The 22890-nt window shown below is 62.4% G+C and carries 22 protein-coding genes and 1 pseudogene; 10 read left to right on the forward strand and 13 right to left on the reverse strand.

The genetic code is table 11. From position 1 onward, the window contains the following. Position 1: 1 nt before the first annotated feature. From urtC to urtA, 3 genes are all read right to left on the reverse strand, one after another. Positions 2-1234 (reverse strand): urea ABC transporter permease subunit UrtC, encoded by a 1233-nt coding sequence (urtC, locus tag X760_RS47690; protein ID WP_023717810.1) that lies wholly within the window; start codon positions 1232-1234, stop codon positions 2-4. Beyond that, complete coding sequence (gene urtB, locus X760_RS47695; protein ID WP_023717811.1) at positions 1231-2847, reverse strand: urea ABC transporter permease subunit UrtB; 1617 nt, start codon at positions 2845-2847, stop codon at positions 1231-1233. The genes urtC and urtB overlap by 4 nt, the downstream gene beginning before the upstream one ends. A gap of 100 nt (positions 2848-2947) precedes the next feature. After that, positions 2948-4258: an urea ABC transporter substrate-binding protein gene (urtA, locus tag X760_RS47700; RefSeq protein ID WP_023717812.1), complete on the reverse strand. Its 1311-nt coding sequence runs from the start codon at positions 4256-4258 to the stop codon at positions 2948-2950. A gap of 300 nt (positions 4259-4558) precedes the next feature. On the opposite strand from urtA, the gene X760_RS47705 reads away from it, so the two are divergent. After that, positions 4559-4954, forward strand: a complete 396-nt coding sequence (locus X760_RS47705) for a hypothetical protein (RefSeq protein WP_023717813.1) — start codon at positions 4559-4561, stop codon at positions 4952-4954. A 50-nt stretch (positions 4955-5004) separates the two neighbouring features. Here X760_RS47705 and X760_RS47710 read toward each other — a convergent pair whose 3' ends face one another. Continuing rightward, complete coding sequence (locus X760_RS47710; RefSeq protein WP_023717814.1) at positions 5005-5715, reverse strand: DeoD-type purine-nucleoside phosphorylase; 711 nt, start codon at positions 5713-5715, stop codon at positions 5005-5007. Positions 5716-5798: 83 nt separating this feature from the next. Further along, a pseudogene (locus tag X760_RS47715) lies at positions 5799-8293 on the reverse strand (response regulator). A gap of 202 nt (positions 8294-8495) precedes the next feature. Between X760_RS47715 and X760_RS47720 the strand changes: the two are divergent. Continuing rightward, positions 8496-9248 (forward strand): flagellar biosynthetic protein FliO, encoded by a 753-nt coding sequence (locus tag X760_RS47720; protein WP_031193614.1) that lies wholly within the window; start codon positions 8496-8498, stop codon positions 9246-9248. 85 nt (positions 9249-9333) lie between these two features. On the opposite strand, the gene dksA is transcribed toward X760_RS47720, so the two are convergent. Beyond that, positions 9334-9750, reverse strand: coding sequence for an RNA polymerase-binding protein DksA (dksA, locus tag X760_RS47725; protein ID WP_023717816.1), 417 nt, complete (start codon positions 9748-9750; stop codon positions 9334-9336). 259 nt (positions 9751-10009) lie between these two features. Between dksA and X760_RS47730 the strand changes: the two genes are divergently transcribed. From X760_RS47730 to X760_RS47745, 4 genes are all read left to right on the forward strand, one after another. Continuing rightward, positions 10010-10513: a histidine phosphatase family protein gene (locus X760_RS47730; protein WP_023717817.1), complete on the forward strand. Its 504-nt coding sequence runs from the start codon at positions 10010-10012 to the stop codon at positions 10511-10513. Positions 10514-10577: 64 nt separating this feature from the next. After that, positions 10578-12056: a YcjX family protein gene (locus X760_RS47735; protein ID WP_023717818.1), complete on the forward strand. Its 1479-nt coding sequence runs from the start codon at positions 10578-10580 to the stop codon at positions 12054-12056. Continuing rightward, positions 12053-13147: a YcjF family protein gene (locus X760_RS47740; RefSeq protein WP_023717819.1), complete on the forward strand. Its 1095-nt coding sequence runs from the start codon at positions 12053-12055 to the stop codon at positions 13145-13147. The genes X760_RS47735 and X760_RS47740 overlap by 4 nt, the downstream gene beginning before the upstream one ends. A gap of 87 nt (positions 13148-13234) precedes the next feature. Continuing rightward, complete coding sequence (locus tag X760_RS47745; protein WP_023717820.1) at positions 13235-13789, forward strand: hypothetical protein; 555 nt, start codon at positions 13235-13237, stop codon at positions 13787-13789. A gap of 62 nt (positions 13790-13851) precedes the next feature. Here the strand turns inward: X760_RS47745 and X760_RS47750 are convergent, their stop codons facing one another. Further along, complete coding sequence (locus X760_RS47750) at positions 13852-14118, reverse strand: hypothetical protein (RefSeq protein WP_023717821.1); 267 nt, start codon at positions 14116-14118, stop codon at positions 13852-13854. Positions 14119-14348: 230 nt separating this feature from the next. On the opposite strand from X760_RS47750, the gene X760_RS47755 reads away from it, so the two are divergent. Next, entirely contained in the window at positions 14349-16184 is a 1836-nt protein-coding gene (locus X760_RS47755; RefSeq protein WP_023717822.1) for a monovalent cation:proton antiporter-2 (CPA2) family protein, read from the forward strand. Positions 16185-16204: 20 nt separating this feature from the next. Beyond that, positions 16205-16753, forward strand: a complete 549-nt coding sequence (locus X760_RS47760; protein WP_031193615.1) for a DUF924 family protein — start codon at positions 16205-16207, stop codon at positions 16751-16753. Positions 16754-16778: 25 nt separating this feature from the next. Here the strand turns inward: X760_RS47760 and folK are convergent, their stop codons facing one another. From folK to folP, 3 genes are read right to left on the reverse strand one after another with little or no spacing between them, the layout of a single operon-like run. Continuing rightward, the gene (folK, locus tag X760_RS47765) at positions 16779-17300 is read right to left on the reverse strand and encodes a 2-amino-4-hydroxy-6-hydroxymethyldihydropteridine diphosphokinase (protein ID WP_023717824.1); all 522 of its coding nucleotides are present in this window, start codon (positions 17298-17300) and stop codon (positions 16779-16781) included. After that, entirely contained in the window at positions 17284-17643 is a 360-nt protein-coding gene (folB, locus tag X760_RS47770) for a dihydroneopterin aldolase (protein ID WP_023717825.1), read from the reverse strand. The genes folK and folB overlap by 17 nt, the downstream gene beginning before the upstream one ends. Positions 17644-17646: 3 nt before the next feature. Next, the gene (gene folP, locus X760_RS47775) at positions 17647-18492 is read right to left on the reverse strand and encodes a dihydropteroate synthase (protein WP_023717826.1); all 846 of its coding nucleotides are present in this window, start codon (positions 18490-18492) and stop codon (positions 17647-17649) included. Positions 18493-18588: 96 nt separating this feature from the next. On the opposite strand from folP, the gene X760_RS47780 reads away from it, so the two are divergent. Next, on the forward strand, positions 18589-19206 hold the full coding sequence (locus X760_RS47780) for a DUF922 domain-containing protein (RefSeq protein ID WP_023717827.1): 618 nt from the start codon (positions 18589-18591) through the stop codon (positions 19204-19206). A gap of 214 nt (positions 19207-19420) precedes the next feature. Then, complete coding sequence (locus tag X760_RS47785) at positions 19421-20902, forward strand: MDR family MFS transporter (protein WP_023717828.1); 1482 nt, start codon at positions 19421-19423, stop codon at positions 20900-20902. A 26-nt stretch (positions 20903-20928) separates the two neighbouring features. On the opposite strand, the gene X760_RS47790 is transcribed toward X760_RS47785, so the two are convergent. The 3 genes from X760_RS47790 to X760_RS47800 form a co-directional block, all read right to left on the reverse strand. Then, a complete protein-coding gene (locus tag X760_RS47790; protein WP_023717829.1) occupies positions 20929-21957 on the reverse strand; it encodes an NAD(P)/FAD-dependent oxidoreductase in 1029 nt (342 codons plus the stop codon). A gap of 82 nt (positions 21958-22039) precedes the next feature. Continuing rightward, complete coding sequence (locus tag X760_RS47795) at positions 22040-22360, reverse strand: 2Fe-2S iron-sulfur cluster-binding protein (RefSeq protein WP_023717830.1); 321 nt, start codon at positions 22358-22360, stop codon at positions 22040-22042. A 97-nt stretch (positions 22361-22457) separates the two neighbouring features. Further along, positions 22458-22826 carry an Hpt domain-containing protein gene (locus X760_RS47800; RefSeq protein ID WP_023717831.1) on the reverse strand — a complete coding sequence of 123 codons (369 nt, stop codon included), beginning with the start codon at positions 22824-22826 and terminating at the stop codon, positions 22458-22460. Positions 22827-22890 lie beyond the last annotated feature (64 nt).

Below are 22890 nucleotides of genomic sequence, written 5' to 3' on the forward strand. Positions count from 1 at the left end.
ATCACTCCGCCGGCTGCGGTTCGGCACCGGAGGCCGACCAGTCGCCCGGCCTTCTCGCCGCCGAGCGATCGGTTTTCGGCGGCACCGGCGTGTCAGGATCGGTGCCGGCTTCCTCGGCAATCGAGGCTGCCCGCAGCGCCTTGGCATTGCCGCGCCAGGAATCCCACATGCCGATGATGCCCTTGGGCAGGAACAGCGTGACAGCGACAAACAGGCCGCCCAGCGCAAACAGCCAGAACTCCGGCAGCACGCCGGTGAACCAGGATTTACCGGCATTGACCAGAAGCGCGCCAATGATCGGTCCGACGATGGTGCCGCGCCCGCCGACGGCCGCCCACACCACCACCTCGATCGAATTGGACGGCTCGAACTCGCCAGGGTTGATGATGCCGACCTGCGGCACGTAAAGCGCACCGGCGATGCCGGCCATCACCGCCGACACGGTGAAGGCGAACAGTTTGACGTTCTCTGCCCGCCAGCCGAGAAAGCGCGTGCGGCTTTCGGCGTCGCGCACCGCCATCAAAAGCTTGCCGTATTTGGAACCGACGATTGCCCAGGTGACGAAGACGGCAAACGCGAGCATGACGGCGCTGGCCGCGAAAAGCGCCGAGCGTGTCATGTCGGCCTGCACGTTGAAGCCTAGAATGTCCTTGAAATCGGTCAGGCCGTTATTGCCGCCGAAACCCATGTCGTTGCGGAAAAAGGCAAGCAGCAGCGCATAGGTCATCGCCTGGGTGATGATCGACAGATAGACGCCGGTGACGCGGCTGCGGAAGGCAAACCAGCCGAAGACGAAGGCGAGCAGGCCGGGCACCGCAAGCACCATGACCGCCGCGAACCAGAAATGGTCGAAGCCATACCAGAACCACGGCAATTCCTTGTAGTTCAGGAACACCATGAAGTCGGGGAGCAGCGGATTGCCGTAGACGCCTCGCGAGCCGATCTGGCGCATCAGGTACATGCCCATCGCATAGCCGCCGAGCGCGAAGAAGGCGCCGTGGCCGAGCGAGAGGATGCCGCAATAGCCCCAGACGAGATCGAGCGCCAAGGCGAGCAGTGCGTAGCAGAGATATTTGCCGGTGAGCGCCACGATATAAGACGGCACGTAGAAGGAACTTGTCGACGAGACCGCAAGGTTGAGCAGCGGCACGACGATGGCGGCCGCCAGCAGGACGAAGATGGTGATGGCGACGCGACGATCGGCGCCGGCGGCAAAGAAACGTCCCGTGATCATGCTTCCACCGACCTGCCCTTGAGCGCAAACAAGCCGCGCGGGCGTTTCTGGATGAACAGGATGATCAGCACCAGGACGACGATCTTGCCGAGCACCGCTCCGGCATAAGGTTCGAGGAACTTGTTGACGATGCCGAGCGAGAAGGCGCCGACCAGCGTGCCCCAGAGATTGCCGACACCGCCGAAGACGACGACCATGAAGCTGTCGATGATGTAGCCGCGACCGAGATTGGGCGAGACGTTGTCGATCTGGCTGAGCGCGACACCGGCTATGCCGGCAATGCCGGAGCCGAGTGCAAACGTCAGGGCGTCGACCCACGGCGTCCTGATGCCCATCGAAGCGGCCATGCGGCGGTTGGCGGTGACGGCACGCATCTGCAGCCCCCAAGGCGTGCGCTTCATCACGTAGAGCAGCACCGCGAACACGCCAAGCGCGAATACCAGGATCCAGAGCCGGTTCCATGTCACGGCAAGCTGGCCGATATTGAACGAGCCGGACATCCATGACGGGTTGCCTACCTCCTGGTTGGTCGGCCCGAAGATGGTGCGTACGGCCTGCTGCAGGATCAGCGACACACCCCATGTCGCCAGCAGCGTCTCCAGCGGCCGGCCGTAGAGGAAGCGGATCAGCCCGCGCTCGATGACAAGGCCGACGAGCGCCGCCACTAGGAAGGCCAGCGGCAAGGCGATGACCAGCGACCAGTCGAACAGACTGGGAAAGGAATTCCGGATCACCTCCTGCACGACGAAGGTCGTGTAGGCACCGAGCATGACCATCTCGCCATGCGCCATGTTGATGACGCCCATGACGCCGAAGGTGATGGCCAGGCCAATCGCCGCCAGCAGCAGCACCGATCCGAGCGATATGCCGTACCAGATATTCTGGCCGGCATCCCACAGCGCCAGCGTCGAATTGATATTGGCGATCGCAGCCGTCGCCGCGTCCTTCACCGCACCTTCGGAATTGGCCTCTACAGACGTGAGCAGCGACACCGCATCGCGGTCGCCGCGCGCGCCGATGAGAGCGATAGCCGCCAGTTTGTCGGCCTCCGGCCTGTCGGAAACGAGAACCGACGCGGCGCGGGCATGTTCGAGCAGCGCCTTGACGCTTGCCACGCTCTCATTGGCGATGGCGGTGTCGAGCGGCTCGATGTTTGCCGCGTCCGGCGTCTTGAACATGGTGTCGGCGGCGGCAATGCGCACGGCCGGGTCCTTGGAGCCAAGCGTCAGTGTGCCCAGCGCGTCGCGGATGACGCGGCGCAGCGTGTTGTTGACTTTGATCTTGGTGATGTCGGCCTTGGCAGCTTCGCCCGATTTTTCGCCGGTGAGCGCATCGAGCAGCTCAATACCGTCGCCGCTCTCCTTGCCGACAAAGACCAGTGAATCGGCCTTGCGGACGTAAAGGCTGCCCTCCGCAAGCGCGGCAAGCGGCCGTTCGACGGCCGGATCGCCGGAAGCCGCAAGCTCGCGCACGACGGCTTCGATCGCCGGAAAATTGGCGGCAGTGGCGAATTTGGCGATGACGGCGCGCAGATCTGCTTCGCTGGCGTTCGACGGCAGCAGCGCCCCCAGGAGGAGCAGCAGCATCAGGCCAATCGCGCGGATCAGGATCATCGGTTTCTGGTGGCTCTTGGAGGTTGAATGTCGCCTCCGGGCAGGCTGGAGAAGGAGCCCGCCCGGAGGCTTTGCGGTCTGGGAGGACAGACCGGGAGGATTAGTTGGTTCCCTTGCCGCCGCATTTGCCGGTGGCAACGTTGAAGTTGCCGCAGGATAGAGGCGCGCGCCAATCGGAGATCAGGTCCTTGGAATCAGGCAGGTAGTCGGACCACTCGTCGCCCATCACCAGGCCCGGCGTCTGCGAGACGGTTTCGAACTGGCCGTCGGCCTGGATTTCGCCGATCAGCACCGGCTTGGTGATATGATGGTTCGGCATCATGGTCGAATAACCGCCGGTCAGGTTCGGCACCGAGACACCGACCATGGCGTCGATGACTTTGTCCGGATCGGTGGTACCGGCCTTCTCTACCGCCTTCACCCACATGTTGAAGCCGATATAGTGGGCTTCCATTGGGTCGTTGGTGGTGCGCTTGTCGTTCTTGATGAATTTGTGCCAATCGGCGATGAACTTCGCGTTCTCGGGCGTGTCGACGCTCTCGAAATAATTCCAGGCGGCGAGATGGCCGACGAGCGGCGCGGTGTCGAGACCGGCAAGCTCTTCCTCACCAACCGAGAAGGCCATGACCGGAATATCCTCGGCCTTGATGCCCTGATTGCCGAGTTCCTTGTAGAACGGCACGTTGGCGTCGCCGTTGACGGTCGAGACGACAGCGGTCTTCTTGCCAGCCGAGCCGAACTTCTTGATTGCCGAGACTTCGGTCTGCCAGTCGGAGAAGCCGAACGGCGTATAGTTGACCATGATGTCTTCGGCAGCAATGCCCTTCGCCTTCAGATAGGCTTCGAGAATTTTGTTGGTGGTGCGCGGATAGACATAGTCGGTGCCTTCGAGCACCCAGCGCTTCACCGAACCGCCATCCTCGCTCATCAGATAGTCGACCGCGGGAATGGCTTGCTGGTTCGGCGCCGCACCGGTGTAGAACACGTTGCGCTCGCTCTCCTCGCCCTCATATTGGACCGGGTAGAACAGGATGTTGTCGAGCTCGCTGAACACCGGCAGCACCGATTTGCGCGACACCGAGGTCCAGCAGCCGAACACCGCCGCGACCTTGTCCTTCGAGATCAGCTCGCGCGCTTTTTCTGCGAACAGCGGCCAGTTGGAAGCCGGATCGACGACCACCGCCTCGAGCTTCTTGCCGAGCAGGCCACCCTTGGCATTCTGCTCTTCGATGAGCATCAGCATGGCGTCCTTTAGCGTCGTCTCCGAGATCGCCATGGTTCCCGACAGCGAATGGAGGATGCCGACCTTGATGGTGTCGTCGGCCGCCTTGGCGGGAATGCTCATCAGCAGGCCGGCGGTGACCACGCCGGCCGAAAACATTTTTGTTATTGTCGAGAAACTGCCCCTCATACTTTTAAACTCCCAAGCTGGTTAACTGCATCGGAACAGACCATGCAACGGCTGTGCCAATTACCGGAGCAAGATCGGAGATCTGAGATTTCCCAGCTCTGTCAGTCGGTTAATGTATTAGGCGCAGGAGATGAACCTCGCCTGCCAGGTTCGAACTGAGAAAAGATCACCCGTATCAGCCTAAGTTTTACTCATGTACAGGCCAATGCCCGAATTTTGAGCAGCATCATAAGAGCACTGGCGAGGATTGCAGCGCCGCAGCGAAATGGGGCAAGTTCGAACCCTTAAACGAGCGACGCCATGGCCTTCCGAACGTCTTGCATTTTCATCACCATGCTTCTGCTGGCGACGACGACTGTAGCGCGCGCCGGCTTCAGCGACGGCAAGCTGCCGGACGGCCCCTATCATTGCGAAGTCTATCTGCTTGGAATGTTCCTCAGCCTCGGCGACATCACCATCAAGGGAAACGTCTATAGCGGTCCGGCGAGCTTCGGCACCGCGCGGCAGAGTTATAACTACCAGATGGATGCAGACGGGGTGATCACTTGGCTGGGTCCGCTGGGCGGCTACACCAGCGGCGGCAACTCGATCTCGCTTACGCAAGCGACTCTGGAAAGCGGAACCACCCCCTCCTTCGACGTTATCATGAAGCAGCCGGACGGTGCCTTTACCGCCTCGACCTGCACCAAACGTTGAAAAAAATATGCGCAACCTCGTGAGAATTAGCACCGGAAGGCAGAAAGCCGCTAGCTCTCCGCCGCCACGTCGAGCGCCAGCCGGGTCATATTGGTGAAAAGCCCCTGGCGTTCGGCATAGTCGGTCTGCTCGCCGGTTGCCACATTGTCGACGACGGTCAGGATCGACAGTGCCCGGGCACCAAAATCGGCCGCGATGCGGTAGAGCGCGCTGGTTTCCATGTCCACGGCGAGCGCGCCCTGTGCCTGCGCTTCGGCAAAGCGCTCACGCCCCTGCGGATGATAAAAAATATCGCTGCAGATGGTCAGGCCAGCCCGCTGGTCGATGCCGAGTTCGGCGGCCCGGGTCAACGCCTGGGCCAACAATGCCGGATCGGGGCTGGCGTTGGCACGATAGAGCCCGAAACTCTGAACGCTTTCTGAGCTTTCACCGCGCACCGATTGCGCGATCACCAGACTGCGCAGCGCCAGCTCGGCGGTCAGCCCGCCGCAGGTGCCGGTGCGGATCAGTGTTTTCGCACCATAGAAATCCAGCAGCTCGTGCACGTAGACCAGGAATGACGGGACGCCGATGCCGGTGGACTGGATGCTGATAGGCTTGCCGCGAAACAGGCCGGTAAAACCAAGCGCGCCGCGGCGGCGGTTGACGCAGCGCGGCGCCTCCAGAAAAGTCTGCGCCATCCATTCTGCGCGCTGCGGATCGCCCGGCAGCAGCACCGTGCTTGCGTAGTCGCCCTTGCTGGCCTCGTTGTGTGGCGTCACGGCATGCTTTCCAAAACCCGTCGCCCGTTTCGCCTGCAATCATGGCAGTCTCACGGCATTGCGCAAGCGGAGCATTGGAAGGGTCAGGATTCCAGCATGTCCTTGACGATCGTGGCCAATTGCTTGAGCGAAAACGGCTTGGGCAAAAAGCCGAAATGTGCGTCGGCCGGCAAGTTCTTGGCGAATGCGTCTTCCGCATATCCGGACACGAAGATGAACTTGATGTCGGGCTGCCGCTTGCGCAATTCGCCAAGCAGCGTCGGGCCGTCCATTTCCGGCATCACCACGTCTGAGACCACGATGTCGACCTTGCCGCCGAGCGCTTCGTAGACTTCAAGCGCCTCGACGCCCGACGACGCCTCGTGGACGGTGTAGCCGCGCGACTTTAGTGCACGCATGCCGCCCATGCGTACGGCGTCCTCGTCCTCGACCAGCAGCACCGTGGCCGAGCCCGACAGATCCTTGGCTGAGTCGGCGATCTTGGCAGGTGCGGCCGGCACTTCTCCAGCCTCGCCCGCCTTCCTTGCCTCCGCAATGTGCCGCGGCAGGAAGATGCGGAACAGGGATCCCTTGCCGACTTCGGAATCGCAGAAGATGAAGCCGCCTGTCTGCTTGATGATGCCATAGACCATGGACAGGCCGAGGCCCGTTCCCTTGCCAACCTCCTTTGTCGTGAAGAAGGGCTCAAAGATCTTTTTCAGCACATCAGGCGCGATACCGCTGCCGCTGTCCTCGACCTCGACCAGCACATAGTCGGCCGGAGTAAGTTCGCGATAGGAAAAGGTCTTGCATTCCCCGGCGCTGACGTTGCGGGTGCGAACGGTGAGGTCGCCGCCGGCCGGCATCGCATCGCGCGCATTGACCGCCAGATTGACCACCACTTGCTCGAACTGCCCGATATCGACCCTGACCGGCCACAGGTCGCGGCCATGGTCGATCTTGAGCTTGATATCGTTGCCGACCAGACGGGCAAGCAGCATCCTTAGGTCGGCGAGCACGTCGGTCAGGTTGAGCACCTCCGGTCGCAGCGTCTGCTTGCGCGAGAAGGCCAGCAACTGCCGCACCAGCGAGGCCGCCCGGTTGGCATTCTGCTTGATGTTCATGATGTCCGGGAACGACGGATCGGACGGCCGGTGGTTGGTCAAAAGCAGGTCTGAGGCCATGATGATGGCGGTCAGCACATTGTTGAANGCTCGGTGGTCTCGACGGCATAGACGATGGCCGATTCCTCGGCGCCCTCGCCGCCGGTGCCGTCTGCGACCGCATTGACGTAGAAGCGTATGTGTCGTTCCTCATTGCCGGGCAGCACCGTATCGATCGGCTCGATATCAGCCTGTTGCTGGCGTGCCTTTTCGAACGCCGCGGCGAAGGCCGGCCGGTCGCGCTCGTGGATCACCGTATCCAGCCGCACACGCCGATCGACCGCGTCGCGGTCGACGACCGAGGAAAATAGCGACAGGAACGGCGCATTGGTGCGCAGGATGCGACCGGCATGGTCGACGCCGGCAATCGCCATCGGCGTCGAGTTGAAGAATCGCGTGAAGCGTATTTCCGAGGCGCGAAGGTCGGCCGAAGCGTCCTCGCCTTGCGTCCGGTTGAGCACGATGGTGCGAGTCGGGCCGTTGAGCCCCTCTCGGCTGGCCGAAACACGATGCATGAAGCGCACCGGCAACGCCTCCCCGGTCATCGTCGTCAGATCGAGATCGATAACGGCATTGCGCGTGGTACCCGCGTCGGCCTTGACCGAACGGACCAGCGCCATGCCGTCGCCGGCGACGATCTCCGGCAGCGTGATGGCGCCGGGGGTGAAGCTGGCCAGGTCGATGCCCAGCCACTCCGCAAGGGTCGCGTTGATATAGGTGACGCGGCCTTCCTGGTCGGCCGAAAAGAAACCGGCCGGCGCGTGGTCGAGGTGATCGATGGCCTTTTGCAGGTCGAGAAAGAACCGCTCCTGCTCGGCCCGTTCCCGCGAGATATCAGCAAGCTGCCAAGCAAGCATGGGCAGCCGCTGGCCTGGAACGCTGAACGCGCGGGCCCGGACGCGGTACCAGCGCGCGCCCGATTCGGCGCCTGGCCGAATGGACTGCGCGAGCCGAAACTCGCCGTCGCCCGCCTGGCCGTCGCGCAGGCCTGACGCCAGCCGGTATATGGTCACTGAGGCCTCGGGAACGTCTGAAAGCAAACCTTCGACCGTCTTGAGGTCGGCGGCCGACTCGGCGCCAGTCATGTCGGCATAGGTCCGGTTGGCGTAGATGATCCGGCCTTTGGTATCGGTGACCAGGAGGCCTTGCGACATCGAATCGACGAAAGCTTTCGACAGTTCGTCGCTTGTCGAGCGCGGCGTGACGTGCACGAAGCCGATCGCAGTGGCGAACAGAAAGCCGACGCCGATCATCGCCAACACGCCAAGCATGCCGAGCAGGAATGGGTCGCCAAGTCGCTCGCGGAAAAGGCCGAAGACGATCGCTGCCCCCGTCAGGACGACGATGAAGACGATGAGCCGGGTGACCGCGCCCGGTCGCGTGTTCTGGTCGACGATAGGTACCGGATAGAAATCGCCGCGCGCTTCCTTGGCCATGTTCCCCCTGCTCGTGAATTCCGGTGTCGGTTGAATCATATTCTCAGGGTCGGGAAAAGGCCCGGCGGCAAATGTCCGCTAAAAAGACGCCGTTCCGCTCCCGGTGTTTCAAGCTGTTCACGAAGCGTGAAAGGCAACTTGCGGTGGCCTGCCGCAACAGTCTAGTGTCGCGTCTCTTCGAAAGCTGATTTTGGGGGAACCAATGCTGCAATGGCTGGATGGCGTGGCGGGTCCTGGTTATGCCGCGGCAATCCTGTGGACGTTTGCAGTACTTGTCCTTCTGCTCATCATTCTTCTTATCATCAGGCTGGTCCGCAGCCTGACCTTCGGAACATTCGTCGCCGGCGGCAGGAACCGCAAGACGCGGCTGGCGGTCATGGATGCCACAGCGGTCGACAGTCACCGGCGGCTGGTGCTGGTGCGCCGCGACGATATCGAGCACCTGCTCTTGATCGGTGGTCCGACCGACGTCGTCGTCGAGCGCGACATCAGGCTCTCGGCGCTGCGCCGCCCGGCATTGACCGGAGATAACAGCCACCAGCCGGCAGCAAGATCGGCTCAGACCACAGCCGCGCCGGTGAGGCAAGCGCCGCCGCAGGCGGCAAGCGTAGCCGCAACCCCTGTCCGAGCCCGCCAGACGGCGACAATGCCGGCAACAATGCCGGCACCGGCGCCGAAACCGCCATCGAACGTCACACCGTTGCCAAATTATGGATCCGTCAACGCCAATGCTTCACGGCATGCGCCGCCGCCGACAAGACAGGACTCCCCGGCAAGATACGAGCCGCCGGCACAGCACGAGTCGATCGACGATGCGCTGATGAAGGAGCTGGAGGTTTCCCTCGACGAGCCACGCTTCAGCCAAACGCCGAGCAAGCCGGTGGCGAAGGCATCGCCCTCTCTCGACGACGAGATGACGAAGCTCCTCGGCGAGTTGTCCAATCAGAAAAGATAGGCTGATAGCGAACGGCCAATGAAAATGGCCGGAAAACCGGCCATTTTGAACGCTTTACCGATGCCGCTCTGTTTTTCCCGCCGACTCAGTCGTCGCGGTACACCTTCTCGCGCCGCTCATGGCGCTCCTGTGCCTCGATCGACAAGGTCGCGATCGGGCGCGCGTCGAGCCGCTTCAGCGCGATCGGCTCGCCTGTTTCCTCGCAATAGCCGTAGGTGCCTTCGTCAAGGCGCTGGAGGGCGGAATCGATCTTCGAGATGAGTTTTCGCTGGCGATCGCGGGCGCGAAGTTCGATGGCGCGGTCGGTTTCTGAGGAAGCCCGATCGGCGAGATCGGGATGGTTGGCGTTTTCCTGCTGCAGGATTTCGAGAGTTTCGCGCGCTTCGCGCAAGATGTCGTTCTTCCAGGTGACGAGCTTCAGGCGAAAGTAGGATTTCTGCCGCTCGTTCATGAACGGCTCGTCTTCGGAGGGTACGTAATCGGCGGTAACGATGTCGTTCATTCGACTCACCCAACAAACCCCAAATTTGGCGCCTATATATTCGCGGACCGAAAACTGCACAAGGTCAATCGACGACTGTTTCACGCAATTGTTAGTCCCGGACAAACGGCATCCGCGATGCCCTTTTTGCGAAGAATACGACCGAATTCATACATGATTCGCTATGCTTGAAGGACGCTTGCCATTGCGCACGGAGCTCTTCTGATGGCAAATCCTGCGGCGTATTGACGGGTTCGGTGCCCGGCACAACGGGGATCCGGTGACCAGACTTTACCTGCTGAGGCATGCGAAGGCCGGCTGGGCGCTGCCCGGCGTCGCCGACTTCGACCGCCCGCTCTATACATCTGGCTTCGCCGATGCCGAAGCGATGGGCGTGCTGATGCGTTCTCGCAAATACGTACCGGGCCTCACCCTGTGCTCAAGCGCCAGGCGTGCCCGCCAGACGCTGGAAAGCTTAGCTGGCCATACGGACACGGGCCGGGTGCTGTTCTTTGACGCGCTCTACAACGACGATGCCGCCGCGTACCTCGCTGCCGTCCGGCAGAATGGCGGGCTGGACGCCCTGCTCGTCATTGGCCACAATCCGATGATTGAGGATCTCGCCATGGCGCTCTCAGGCGACGGCAACGAGACCGCGCGGGCCATGCTGAACCACGGCTTCCCGACCTCCGCACTTGCGGTGGTCCGGTTCAACGGCAGTCTTGCGGAGGCTGCGCCTGGCGCCGGCTATCTCGAAGCCTTCCTGACGCCTGCCGATATCTGAGGCCATTTCAAAGCCGCGCCTCAAAGCCTATATCGGTGGCTGACCGGCCCCGCGAGAACAGATTTTGGCATCATCGCTGACGACTTTCACCGACGAGGCGAAGATCGCCTTGGATACGTTGTCAGGCCGCGCTGCCGGGCTTTTCGCTCCGTCGCTGCGTCTTGGCGTGACCGGGCTGTCCCGCGCCGGCAAGACGGTGTTCATCTCGGCCCTTGTGCACAATCTGGTCCATGGCGGACGCTTGCCGCTGTTTGAGGCACAAAAATCGGGGCGCATCGCCAGGGCCTTTCTCGAAGAGCAGCCGGACGACGCCGTACCACGCTTCCAGTACGAGGATCACATCGCGGCTCTTGTCGACGACCGTGTCTGGCCGGACTCGACGCGTGCGATTTCCGAACTGAGGCTCACCATCGAATACGAATCGGCCTCCGGTTGGAGCCGCATGTTTTCCGCCGGCAAATTGTCCGTCGACGTCGTCGATTATCCCGGCGAATGGCTGCTCGACCTGCCGCTGCTCGGCAAGTCCTACGCCGATTTTTCGCGTGAGGCCTTCGAGATGGCCGTGTTGCCGGTGCGTGTCGATCTTTCGCGGGAATGGCAGGCGCTCTCTGCCTCCGTCGACCCCAACGACGACGCCGACGAGATGACGGCGCGCCGTCTCGCCGAGAGCTTCGCCGCCTACCTCAAGGCCTGCAAGCTTGACGAGCGGGCGCTTTCGACCCTACCGCCCGGCCGCTTCCTGATGCCCGGCGATCTTGAAGGATCGCCGGCGCTGACCTTTGCGCCGCTGCCGAAACTCGGCCTCGGGCGCGCCCGCTCCGGATCGCTGCAGGCGATGATGGAGCGGCGCTACGAGGCTTACAAGACGTATGTCGTCAAACCGTTCTTTCGCGAACACATCACGCGCCTCGACCGGCAGATCGTGCTCATCGACGCCTTACAGGCATTGAACGCCGGCCCCGGTGCTATGGCCGATCTGGAACGCGCGGTCACCGAAATCCTGTCCTGTTTCCGGCCCGGCCGGGGCAACTTCCTGACCGACCTGTTTTCAAGACGCATCGACCGCATATTGGTGGCCGCGACCAAGGCCGACCATCTGCACCACGAAAGCCACGACCGGCTGCAGGCGATCGTGCGGCGGCTTGCCGACCGCGCCGTGGCGCGGGCGAATTTCACCGGTGCCGACGTCGACGTCGTCGCCATGGCGGCCATGCGCGCGACTCGGGAAGGCACGGTCAAGCAGGGCCGTGAGACTTTGCCGGTCATTATCGGCACGCCATTGCGTGGCGAAAAAATCAATGGCGAAACCTTTGACGGAAAGACCGAAACAGCCATATTTCCCGGTGATTTGCCGGAGAAAGTTGATGCGGTGTTCGATGGTTTCGAATCGAAGCACCAGCAGAACGATGACGACCCGGCGATCCGCTTCGTGCGCTTTCGCCCGCCGAAACTCGAGCGCACGGCCGAGGGCGTGACGCTGTCGCTGCCGCATATCAGGCTCGACCGCGCGGTGCAGTTCCTGATCGGAGATCATCTCGCATGAGCGCGCCCCGCAGACCGGCGGCCTTTCGCATCGAGCCGGAGCCCCAGCCGAAGGTAGATCCGACGGCTCGCCATTCCGGGGCCGAGGCCGCGCCGGCGCGAAAGCCGCGTAACGTGAAGGCGGATCTTGCCGTGGTCACACCGGCGGAGATCGACGTCTTCGACGAGCCTGATGTCGTCGCTGCCGAACCGCCGCCGGCGATTGCGCCGCGAAAACGTTCGCTGCTTGGCTGCCTGTTCTTCGGCGCGCTGGGCGTTCTGGTTTCGCTCGCCCTTGGCCTCTGGACCGACCAGCTGATTCGCGACCTGTTCGAGCGCGCCGAGTGGCTGGGCTGGCTGGCGGCCGGAATGGCATTGATCGCCATCCTGGCGCTTGTAGTCATCCTTATCCGCGAATTCGTGGCGATTGCTCGCCTCGCCGAGGTCGAAAAGTTGCAGAAGCGGGCGCTCGATGCGATTGCCCGCGATGATCCGAAGGCCGCCCGCGCCGTGGTCGACGAGTTGTCGGCATTTGTCGCGGCCAAGCCCGAAACCGCGGCCGGCAGGCGCTCGCTGGCCGAATTGCGCGGCGAGATCATCGATGGCGGCAATCTGGTGCGGCTGGCCGAGACCGAGATCCTCGGCCCGCTCGATGCCCGCGCCAAGATGATGATCCTCGAAGCGGCGAAGCGCGTGTCCCTGGTGACCGCGGTCAGTCCGCGCGCGCTGGTCGACGTCGCTTATGTCGTGTTCGAAGCCGGCCGGCTGATTCGCCGTCTGTCGGAGCTCTATGGCGGCCGCCCCGGCACGCTAGGCTTTTTTCGCCTGGCGCGCAGCGTTCTCGCCCATCTCGCGGTCACTGGGTCGATCGCCGTCGGCGACAGTTTCGTCCAGCAGATCGTCGGCCATGGCCTTGCGGCTCGGCTCTCGGCCAAGCTCGGCGAAGGCGTCGTCAACGGCATGATGACGGCGCGCATCGGCATTGCAGCGATGGAAACGGCAAGGCCCCTGCCCTTTAACGCCGTCAGGCGTCCAGGATTGGGCGATTTCCTTTCCGCGCTGACCTCCTTTGCGGCAAAGAAAGAAAAAGAAACATCCGCTTCCGAGACGTGACTACCGCCTTGGGGTGACAAAGCATTAACCAATCTTGTTCATGGTCGGAAGCGTCCAAACCAGTCTCTTTGTTGCCGGGTGTCGTCGATGAAAAGCGTTATTTTGTCCAACGTGCTGCACGTGGCGCTCGCCCTTGTCGCAACCATCGGCATTGCCGGAAAGGCTTCGGCGGCGGAACCGGACAAGCAGTTCTTTCGATCGGTCGAGGGCAAATGGGTCGGCCCCGGAGAAATCGTTGCCGGCAAATACAAGGGCACGAAATTCACCTGCAGCTTCATTGGCTCGACGCCTGACGGCAAGGTCGGCATGTCGCTCGACGGCGGCTGCCGGGTCGGTATGTTCACCCAGCAGATGTCGGCAACGATCGAACACATGGGCCGGCAGGGCTACAAGGGCAGCTTCATGGGCGGGGCCGCCGGCTCCGGCCTCGACATTATCGGCGGCAATGTCGTCGATGCGCACAAGGTGGTTTTCACCATTAATCGTAATCAGTTGCGCGGCGTGATGCAGGCGCTTGTCCCCGACGACAATTCGATGACGGTGACCGTTGCCGTGCGGGTCGACCAGCAGCTGGTCCCGGTCATCGGTATGAAGTTGAAGCGGATCGATGCAGTCGAGGTCGGCTCCATAACTCCGAACTGAGCTTTCGGCGTGAAAAGGCGGCAACCAAACGCCGCCGCCGTCCTTGACATGCAGATGGGTGCTCAGCCCTTGATCGCTGCAATCAACTCGTCATAGGCCTTGCAGGCCTCGGCTGCTGTCGTGCCGCCCTGATACTTGGTTGTGACCGCCTGGACCTTGGCTGTGAGGTCGGCTGCCTTGGCCGGATCCTTGGTGATAGCAGCCTGAAGTGCCGCAGTCATGTCCTGAGCCTTCTTGGTCAGCATCTCGGTCGTGCACTCCGGCGCCTTCGAACAGGCAGAGCCGGCAAGTGCCGCGATGCCAACGGCAACCAGCAAAAACTTCTTCATGTCAGTCATCTCCTCAAAAAGGGCCGTGACTTGATCGTCGCTCACCCTCCACTGGCCGAAGCCGGGCGTCCTTAGCGCCGGATAGCGAAAACAAGCAACGCCTGGAAGGCCATTATCCTGTGCAGTGCGCCTGCAATATCGCCTGCACAATGCGCCGGATTCACACTGTTCGATCCGCTCCGAAGCCCCTATCTTGGCCGCTTGACTCCCAGGAGAGCGGAAGGGCAGGCATGGCGGCAGAGGCATCGAACAGCGATCTGATCCAGGTGGTGGCGCTGCTTGCCGCCGGCGTCGTTGCGGTGCCGATCTTCAGGCGCATGGGACTTGGCTCCATCCTCGGCTATTTGGCGGCCGGCGTCGTGATCGGCCCATTCGGGCTGCGCGTCTTTTCCGAATCGGAAGCCATTCTTCATGTCGCCGAACTCGGCGTCGTCATGTTCCTGTTCATCATCGGGCTGGAGATGCAGCCGTCACGCCTATGGGGCCTGCGCCGCGAGATTTTCGGGCTTGGTGCGCTGCAGGTCGGCGTCTGCGCGGTTCTGCTGACCGGCGTCGGCCTGGCGGGAGGTTTCCCGATCGCGCAATCCTTCGTCGCTGGCGCCGGTTTCGTACTCACCTCGACGGCAATCGTCATGCAATTGCTGGAAGAACGCGGCGACCTGGCAACGCCCAAGGGCCAGCGCATCGTCTCGGTCCTGCTTTTGGAAGATCTGGCCATCGTGCCGCTGCTGGCGCTGATCGCCTTCCTCGCGCCGGGCGGCGCCGATATGAGCCTGTCGGATAGGTTGACGGAGGTCGGCATCGGCCTTGCCGCGATCGTCGGGCTGGTGGTTGCCGGGCGCTATCTGCTCAATCCGTTCTTCCGTATCCTGGCGGATGCGCGCGCCCGTGAGGTGATGACCGCAGCTGCCCTTCTGGTCGTTCTCGGGTCAGCGCTCGCCATGCAGCTTTCCGGCCTGTCGATGGCCATGGGCGCCTTCCTGGCCGGCGTGCTTTTGTCGGAATCGACCTTCCGCCACCAGCTGGAGGCCGACATCGAACCGTTCCGCGGCATTCTGCTCGGGCTGTTCTTCCTCGCCGTCGGCATGTCGCTCGACCTGCATGTCGTCGTCGTCAACTGGCAGCTCATTGCCATCTATGTCGTCGCCTACATGGTGATGAAGGCGATCGGCATCTATATCGTTGCCCGCGTCCTCAAAACCGACCATCGGGAAGCGCTCGAGCGCGCCGTCTTCATGGCGCAAGGCGGCGAATTCGCCTTCGTCCTCTATTCCGCGGCGGCTGCGGTGGGCATTATCGACGGCCAAGCCAATGCGATGCTGACCGCCATTGTCATCATTTCCATGGTGCTGACGCCGTTGGCGATCATTGCACTGCGGTATCTGACGCCGCGCGACGAGCAGTCGCTTGAAGGCGTCGATGTCGCCAACGGCCTGACCGGCAGCGTGCTGATCATAGGCTTTGGCCGGTTCGGCCAGATCGCCAGCCAGCCGCTTTTGTTGCGCGGCATCGACGTGTCGATCATCGACAACGAGGTCGAAATGATCCAAGCAGCGGCCGATTTCGGCTTCAAGGTCTATTACGGCGACGGCACGCGGCTGGACATCCTGCGAGCCGCGGGAGCCGGGCGGGCACGCGCCGTGCTGATCTGCGTTGACAAGCCCGATGCCGCCGTGCGCATCGCGGAACTGATCAAGGCGGAGTTTCCCTTGCTGACAGTGCTGGCACGGGCGTTCGACCGCGGCACCGCGTTGCAGCTCATCCGTGCCGGCGTTGACTATCAGCTCCGCGAGACGTTCGAATCGGCGCTTGTCTTCGGCGGCTCGACGCTGGAAGCCCTCGGCGTCGACCCGGAAGAGGTCGCCGAGGTAGTCGAGGACGTCCGCCGCCGCGACGCTGCCCGTTTCGAGCTTCAACAGGCCGAAGGCATCCGCGCCGGACGGCGCTTCCTCAAAGGCAATATTGGCACCCCCATCCCGACGCCGCTCAGCACACCACGCCGCGCGGGTCAGGCGCTCAATGAGGAAACCGCCGGCGTGCTGCAGAAATCCGAGCCGGCCGATTAATCCTTGGGAAGATGCGAATGATGGATGAACTGGACGAACGCGCGCTCTCCGTAACCAGATTCTGGCGCCACGCCGGGGAGGACGCATGGTTCGAGAAGAACGACGCTTTTGATGCCGACTTCCGCACCCGGTTTCTCGATCTGCACTTCGCCGCCGCCCGCCGCGAATGCGACGGCTGGTCCGAACACGCCGAAGGGTCGCTGGCACTGATGATCCTGCTCGACCAGTTTCCGCGAAACTGCTTTCGCGGCACTGGCCACATGTACGCCACGGACCCGCTGGCGCGGCATTTTGCCGGGAAGGCGATCGCTGCCGGCCATGACTTGGCGCTCGACGAAGAGCTCCGCGTCTTTCTTTATCTGCCCTATGAGCATTCGGAGGATCTCGCCGATCAGCTCAAATCGATGGAGCTTACCGCCGCCAAAGCCCCGTCCTATCTGAAATATGCGGTAGAACACCGCGACATCATCCAGCGCTTCGGCCGCTTTCCACACCGAAACAGGATGCTTGGCCGGGAGACGACACCGGACGAACAAATGTTCCTCGACGGTGGTGGGTTTTCCGGCTGATTTTCGGCCACCAATGGCGGCAGCGTCAGGTCTTCCACCATTTCCGGCCTGACGGCAGCCGTTCAATACCCGACGTGTCGACGGCGGCCAGTCGCTCCGACACGCTCTTGCCGTCGACCACAAGCTTCGGTGCAATTTCTGCCAACGGTGCCAGCACGAAGGCGCGCTCCAGCATGCGCGGATGCGGCACCTCCAGTCCGGTCTCGTGGATGATGCGGTCACCGAACACCAGAATGTCGATGTCGATCAGGCGCGGACCCCAGCGCTCCTCCCGCACCCGCTTCAGTTTTCGCTCGGCGTCGAGGCAAAGGTCGAGCAAAGCCCGCGGCGCAAGCGCGGTCGAGATCTCGGCCGCCGCATTGAGGAAATCCGGCTGATCGAGCTTGCCCCAGGGCGGCGTTCGGTAGAGCGACGAAACGGCAACGACGCGCGTGCTCTCGTCGGCATCCAGAATGCCCAGTGCCGCAGCCATCGACTTCGCCGGATCACCGAGATTGCCGCCAAGGCTGAGATAGACGGTGTTGTTGTTACTATTCTGGCCAGACAACGGTCACCTCGACATGATCGAGCACACCCGGCACCGGGGCGTTCGGCTTGCGCACGGTGATCTCGGCCTTTTTGATCTGCGGAAACCGCGCCGTCAGCGCCCTCGCCACTTCGAGCGCCAGCGCTTCGATCAGAAAGCGCCGCTCGCCGGTAATGATCTTTTCGATGACCGCAAAGGCGATGCCGTAATTGACGGTGTCCTCGATAGAATCGTCGACCAGCGCCCGCCCGGGGTCTACCGTGAGCGCCGCATCGACATAAAAGCGCTGGCCGAGCGTCTCCTCTTCGTCCAGCACACCGTGCCGGGCGAAGAAGGCGCAGTTCTTCATGCGGATGACATACATGGCTCAGCTTTCCCCGATCTCACGTGCGAGCATAGCATCGGCAATAGCCAACGCATCCACGTTGATTGCGACATCGTGGACGCGAAAAAGATGCGCGCCTTTGAGCCTCAGGATGACGCTTGTGGCGGCGGTTCCGGCGCCCCTTGCCGCTGCGTCGCGGCCGGTGACGGTGCCGATAAAGCGCTTTCGCGATGTGCCGGCCATCAGCGGAAAGCCCAGCGCACGAAGCTCGGAAAACCGTGCCATCAGGTCAAGGTTTTCCGCGGCTGTCTCCTTGGCGAAGCCGAAGCCCGGATCGAGCACGATGTGGTCGTCGGCAACACCGCTCCGTTGCGCGATTTCCAGCGACTTCCTGAGGAAGAAGAGCTGATCGGCAATCACGTCGGGCAGTTTCTGCCGGTCCCGTCCCGTGTGCATGATGACAAGGCCGGCGCCGGTTTCGGCAGCGACGCTGGCAATGCCCGGCTCGCGCTGCAGGCCCCAGACGTCGTTGACGATATGTGCACCGGCTTGGACGGCAAGCCGCGCCGTATCCTGGCGATAGGTATCGACCGAGATCAGCGTTCCGCCAGACGTCGCGAGCGCCTCGATGATGGGCACTATGCGGGCCTGCTCTTCCTTTGCAGACACCGGAGAGGCACCGGGACGCGTCGATTCTCCGCCGATGTCGATGACGGAGGCTCCCTCCTCCACCATACGGCGCGCCTGGTCCACCGCTTTTTCCGGGGCATCGAACAGCCCGCCGTCGGAAAAACTGTCCGGCGTGACGTTGAGGATGCCGACGACGATGGCCTTGCCGCCAAGGTCAAGATGGCGCCCATGCGCCAGCTGCCATCGCCCTGTCATCATTGCCCATCAACCATGTTCGATCCCACGTCATGACCGGGGATCAATTCCGTTGCGCCGGAGACGGCGGTAAAGCAAGGTGGGCAAAGAGGCAACACGATGAAACGATCCCTCCTCTGCGCCCTGATGCTCGCTCTGACCGCATTCCCGGCCGGCGCTACGACTCTCGTCAAGACATATAGTTATTTCCCGATCGGCGGCAGGACGCTCGACGACATCGGGACCCAGCTGTCGAAACTCGGGCCTCAGGTGAAAAGCACCGGGTCGCGGCATCCCGGCGCCACCCAGATGGCGTTCACCACCCGCGTCAGTTATGCGCAAAAGCCGGGCTCGTGCTGGATTGCCGACGCTGCCGTTACCGTCAAGGTCAAGGTTATCCTTCCCGAGTGGCGCCGCCCGCGCAAAGCCGATGCAGGCGTCAAGCTGTTCTGGGAGACTTTGTCCGCCGACATCAAGCGCCATGAGGAACGCCACGTCGAGATTGCCAAGAACCATGGCCGCGAACTAGAAGACGCCTTGAAGGCGAGCTACCCTGAAAAGACCTGCGAATTGGCCAAGGCCAAGGCCGCGAAAATTACAGCGGCCATGCTTGCCAAGCACGACCAGGACCAGATGCGCTTCGATCGTGTGGAAAGCGTCAATTTCCAAAGCCGCATCCTGCGGCTTTTGCACTATCGCATCGAGCGCATTGAGAATGGACGGCTCGCTCCCGGCTGAACTCCGCGTCGGACAAAGCCAAATTTGGAACAAAGCCAATTTGGCGAAGCATAGTGCCAGCTTCGAAAAACTTTCGAGCCGCTGTCGAAATCGGCCTATAGCGAACGACATATGCCAGGTTCGCAGGGATCAGCCTCCGGCAAACGCCAATCGGCGTACTAGATGCTTCCCAGCCCGTCGCGGAAGTGCACGCAGGCATAATGGATGAACGGATATGGACCAGGCTATCGACAAGCAAGCGATGGTGGAAACCAGCACGCCGCTGACCGAAACCGAGAAAAACGCCATCATCGGCGGCGTGCTTTTGTCAATGCTGCTGGCGGCGCTCGACCAGACCATCGTCGCGCCGGCGATGCCGACGATGGCACGTCTGCTCGGGCATGCCGAATATCTGCCGTGGATCGTAACCGGCTATCTTCTGACCGCGACCGCAGTGGCGCCGCTCTACGGCAAGATCTCCGATATCTATGGCCGCCGGCCGACCGTCTATGCGGCAATCCTGATCTTTCTCGCCGGGTCGCTGGTCAGCGCCACGGCCCCCAACATGCTGGTCCTGGTTGTCGGCCGGGCGATCCAGGGCGCCGGCGGCGGCGGGCTCTTCGCCCTGACGCAGACCGTGATCGGCGACCTCGTGCCGCCGCGCGAGCGGGCTCGCTACGCCGCCTGGATTTCGGGCACCTGGGCCGTCGCCAGCATCGCCGGGCCGCTGCTCGGCGGCACCTTCGCCGAACATCTGCATTGGTCGCTGATCTTCTGGATCAACATTCCGCTCGGCCTGCTGGCGATGGCGATCATTAACAATCCGCTCAAGAAGCTGCCGATCGCCGCAAAACATCACCGCATCGACGGCCTCGGCGCGCTGCTTCTGGTCGCGGCCACCTCGCTGCTGCTGCTTGCCTTGAACTGGGGCGGCAGCGAGTATCCGTGGCTGTCGCGTGAAATCCTTGGACTGCTCGCCTGCTCAGCGGTGTTCTGGAGCGCGTTCGCGCTGCGGCTGATGCGCGCGGCCGAACCGCTGATCTCGCTGGAAGTGCTCGGCAATCCGATCGTTCTCGCCGGCACGTTGTCGATGTTCCTGCTGCAGGCCGCCAATGTCGGCTTGTCGGTCTATCTGCCGGTCTACCTGCAATCGGTCGTCGGCCTGTCAGTCAGCGAATCTGGCACCGCGTTGCTTGGGCTGATGCTCGGCACGGTGGCCGGTGCGACATTCAGCGCGCGAATGATCCCACGCTTTTTCCACTACAAGCGCATTGCCATGGTCGGAACTGTTTTCTCGATCCTATGCCTCGGCGTGCTCAGCCTGGTCGCCGGGCATGCCTCGCTATTGCTTGTCGAGGTGTTGACGACCTGCATAGGCCTGGGCACAGGCACGACCTTTCCGGTTGCCACTGTCTCGGTCCAGAACGCCGTCGATCGCATGCACCTTGGCGTGGCGACCGGCGTTCTCACCTTCCTCCGCTCGCTGGGTAGTGCGCTTGGCGTCGCCATGCTTGGTGCCGTCGCCCTTGGTTACGGGCTGCCGCTGGCCAGCGAAGGCACGCAGACGGCCGGCCATATCGCCTCAGCCACGCCGTTCGTGATGATCTTTCTTGCCGCCGCCGCGACCTTGCTGCTGTCGTTCATCACGCTCTGGCTGATGCCGGAGAAAACGCTTCGCGGCCATGCCGAGGCTTCGGCCCCAGCCCTGGCGGAGTAGACCGGCCTGGTGAAATCCGGCGAGCTTCAGTCGACCACGCCGAGCTTCTTCTGCAGGCTGGTCGACGAAGTCGTATACTGGAACACGATGCGCTCGCCGGGGCTGATGATGCGCTTGGCTGCCTGTGCCATTAGAGCGACCTCATGGAAGCCCGACAGGATCAGCTTCAGCTTGCCGGGGTACCAGTTGATGTCGCCGACGGCGAAGATGCCGGGCACCGACGTCTGGAATTTTTCGGTGTCGACCGGGATCAGGTTTTCGTGGAGATTGAGGCCCCATTCGGCGATTGGGCCGAGCTTCATCGTCAGGCCGAAAAATGGCAGCATCCGCGTGCACGGCACTTCGACATCGCCCTCCGGCCCCTTGATCGTGGCGGAGGCTAGCTGGCCGTCGCTGCCGGTCAGGCCCGTCACCTGTCCGACTTGGAATTCCAGCTGCTTCATCTCTTGCATGGCATACATCTTGTTGACGCTGTCGGGCGCTGCCCGGAATTCGGGCCGCCGATGCACCAGCGTCACGCTCTTGGCCACCGGCTGCAGGTTCAGCGTCCAGTCGAGCGCCGAATCGCCGCCGCCGACGATGACGAGGTCATGGCCGCGAAAGTCCTCCATCCGGCGCACCGAGTAGAACACGCTCTTGCCTTCATAGGGTTCGATGCCTGGAATCGGCGGCCGCTTCGGCTGGAAAGAGCCGCCGCCGGCGGCAATCACCACAATTTTGGCTTCGAACACCTCGTTTTCGTCGGTAGTGACGCGGAAGCTGCCGTCCTCCAGCCTTTCCAGGCTCGAAACCATGCGGTTATAGGTGAATTCGGGCTTGAACGGCGCGATCTGCTCAAGCAGCTTGTCGACCAGACCTTGCGCCGAGATCGAGGGCCAACCCGGAATGTCGTAGATCGGCTTTTCCGGGTAGAGTTCGGCGCACTGCCCGCCGGGCCGGTCGAGTATGTCGATCAGATGGCACTTCATGTCGAAGAGGCCGAGCTCGAATACGGCAAACAGGCCGACAGGCCCTGCCCCGACAATGAGTACGTCCGTCTTGGTGATAGCGGTCATGAAGCATGCGCCTTTATGGGAAAACGGCGCGACACTGCATGACCATTGGTCCGCTGCCAAGCGGCAGCCGCAAAAATCGGCTTCAGCCTTGGCGGGCCGGCACGCGCACGACCAGCCCATCGAGGGCGTCGCGCACCTTGATCTGGCATGACAGCCGCGAATTCGGCTGGACGTCGTAGGCGAAGTCCAGCATGTCTTCTTCCATGGCTTCCGGCTCGCCGACCTCCGCCGTCCAGGCTTCGTCGACATAGACATGGCAGGTCGCGCAGGCGCAGGCGCCGCCGCATTCCGCTTCTATTCCCGGCACCGCATTGCGGATCGCATTTTCCATGACGGTCGAGCAGTTTTCGGCATCCACGTCAAAATGCGTGCCGTCATGGGCGATGAAGGTCAGCTTGGTCATTTGTCACCTGAAGGGAGTCTGAGCCGACATAATCACTCTGCCAGACAAGTCAACTGCGGCGCGAAAGCGCCGCTGCGTGGCGTTTTGGGAATAAGTTCTATCGGCTGATGGCGGCGACGAAGTCGCGCACTTCTTCGATCAGTGAGCCAAGGCGCTTCAGCGTGCTGGCGTCGTCGGGCCGGCATTCGATCGCACTGGCGCAATCGGCAATGGCGAAGGCGCCGACCCCGCGCGCCGAGCCTTTGAGCCCGTGCGCCAGTAGCAGCCGCTGCCTGACATCCGCATCGACGATCTTGTCGCGCACCGATAGCGCCTGCTGCACGAACAGTGCCAGCACCTCTTGCTCGAGGCTCCGATCGCCCATCGTCTGGCGCGCAAGATGCGCCAGATCGATCGGCCGCGCCCCAGCTGTCCCTGACACGTCACCGCCGGGCATCGAGAAGGCAATGCCGTTTTCGCCACGTATCACTTTGAGACTCCGTTCTTCGACCGCCGCAAAAAATAGGCGTATCCGGTGGACAACGGGTTAA

It is taken from the genome of Mesorhizobium sp. LSHC420B00 (assembly GCF_000503055.1).
Classification (GTDB): domain Bacteria; phylum Pseudomonadota; class Alphaproteobacteria; order Rhizobiales; family Rhizobiaceae; genus Mesorhizobium.

What these genes read in the sequence shown, in the direction of transcription:
- urtC (WP_023717810.1), bottom strand. Translation starts at nt 1,234, where the DNA reads ATGATCACGGGACGTTTCTTTGCCGCCGGCGCCGATCGTCGCGTCGCC.
- urtB (WP_023717811.1), bottom strand. Translation starts at nt 2,847, where the DNA reads ATGATCCTGATCCGCGCGATTGGCCTGATGCTGCTGCTCCTCCTGGGG.
- urtA (WP_023717812.1), bottom strand. Translation starts at nt 4,258, where the DNA reads ATGAGGGGCAGTTTCTCGACAATAACAAAAATGTTTTCGGCCGGCGTG.
- X760_RS47705 (WP_023717813.1), top strand. Translation starts at nt 4,559, where the DNA reads ATGGCCTTCCGAACGTCTTGCATTTTCATCACCATGCTTCTGCTGGCG.
- X760_RS47720 (WP_031193614.1), top strand. Translation starts at nt 8,496, where the DNA reads ATGCTGCAATGGCTGGATGGCGTGGCGGGTCCTGGTTATGCCGCGGCA.
- dksA (WP_023717816.1), bottom strand. Translation starts at nt 9,750, where the DNA reads ATGAACGACATCGTTACCGCCGATTACGTACCCTCCGAAGACGAGCCG.
- X760_RS47740 (WP_023717819.1), top strand. Translation starts at nt 12,053, where the DNA reads ATGAGCGCGCCCCGCAGACCGGCGGCCTTTCGCATCGAGCCGGAGCCC.
- X760_RS47745 (WP_023717820.1), top strand. Translation starts at nt 13,235, where the DNA reads ATGAAAAGCGTTATTTTGTCCAACGTGCTGCACGTGGCGCTCGCCCTT.
- X760_RS47750 (WP_023717821.1), bottom strand. Translation starts at nt 14,118, where the DNA reads ATGAAGAAGTTTTTGCTGGTTGCCGTTGGCATCGCGGCACTTGCCGGC.
- X760_RS47755 (WP_023717822.1), top strand. Translation starts at nt 14,349, where the DNA reads ATGGCGGCAGAGGCATCGAACAGCGATCTGATCCAGGTGGTGGCGCTG.
- X760_RS47760 (WP_031193615.1), top strand. Translation starts at nt 16,205, where the DNA reads ATGGATGAACTGGACGAACGCGCGCTCTCCGTAACCAGATTCTGGCGC.
- folB (WP_023717825.1), bottom strand. Translation starts at nt 17,643, where the DNA reads ATGTATGTCATCCGCATGAAGAACTGCGCCTTCTTCGCCCGGCACGGT.
- folP (WP_023717826.1), bottom strand. Translation starts at nt 18,492, where the DNA reads ATGATGACAGGGCGATGGCAGCTGGCGCATGGGCGCCATCTTGACCTT.
- X760_RS47780 (WP_023717827.1), top strand. Translation starts at nt 18,589, where the DNA reads ATGAAACGATCCCTCCTCTGCGCCCTGATGCTCGCTCTGACCGCATTC.
- X760_RS47785 (WP_023717828.1), top strand. Translation starts at nt 19,421, where the DNA reads ATGGACCAGGCTATCGACAAGCAAGCGATGGTGGAAACCAGCACGCCG.
- X760_RS47790 (WP_023717829.1), bottom strand. Translation starts at nt 21,957, where the DNA reads ATGACCGCTATCACCAAGACGGACGTACTCATTGTCGGGGCAGGGCCT.
- X760_RS47795 (WP_023717830.1), bottom strand. Translation starts at nt 22,360, where the DNA reads ATGACCAAGCTGACCTTCATCGCCCATGACGGCACGCATTTTGACGTG.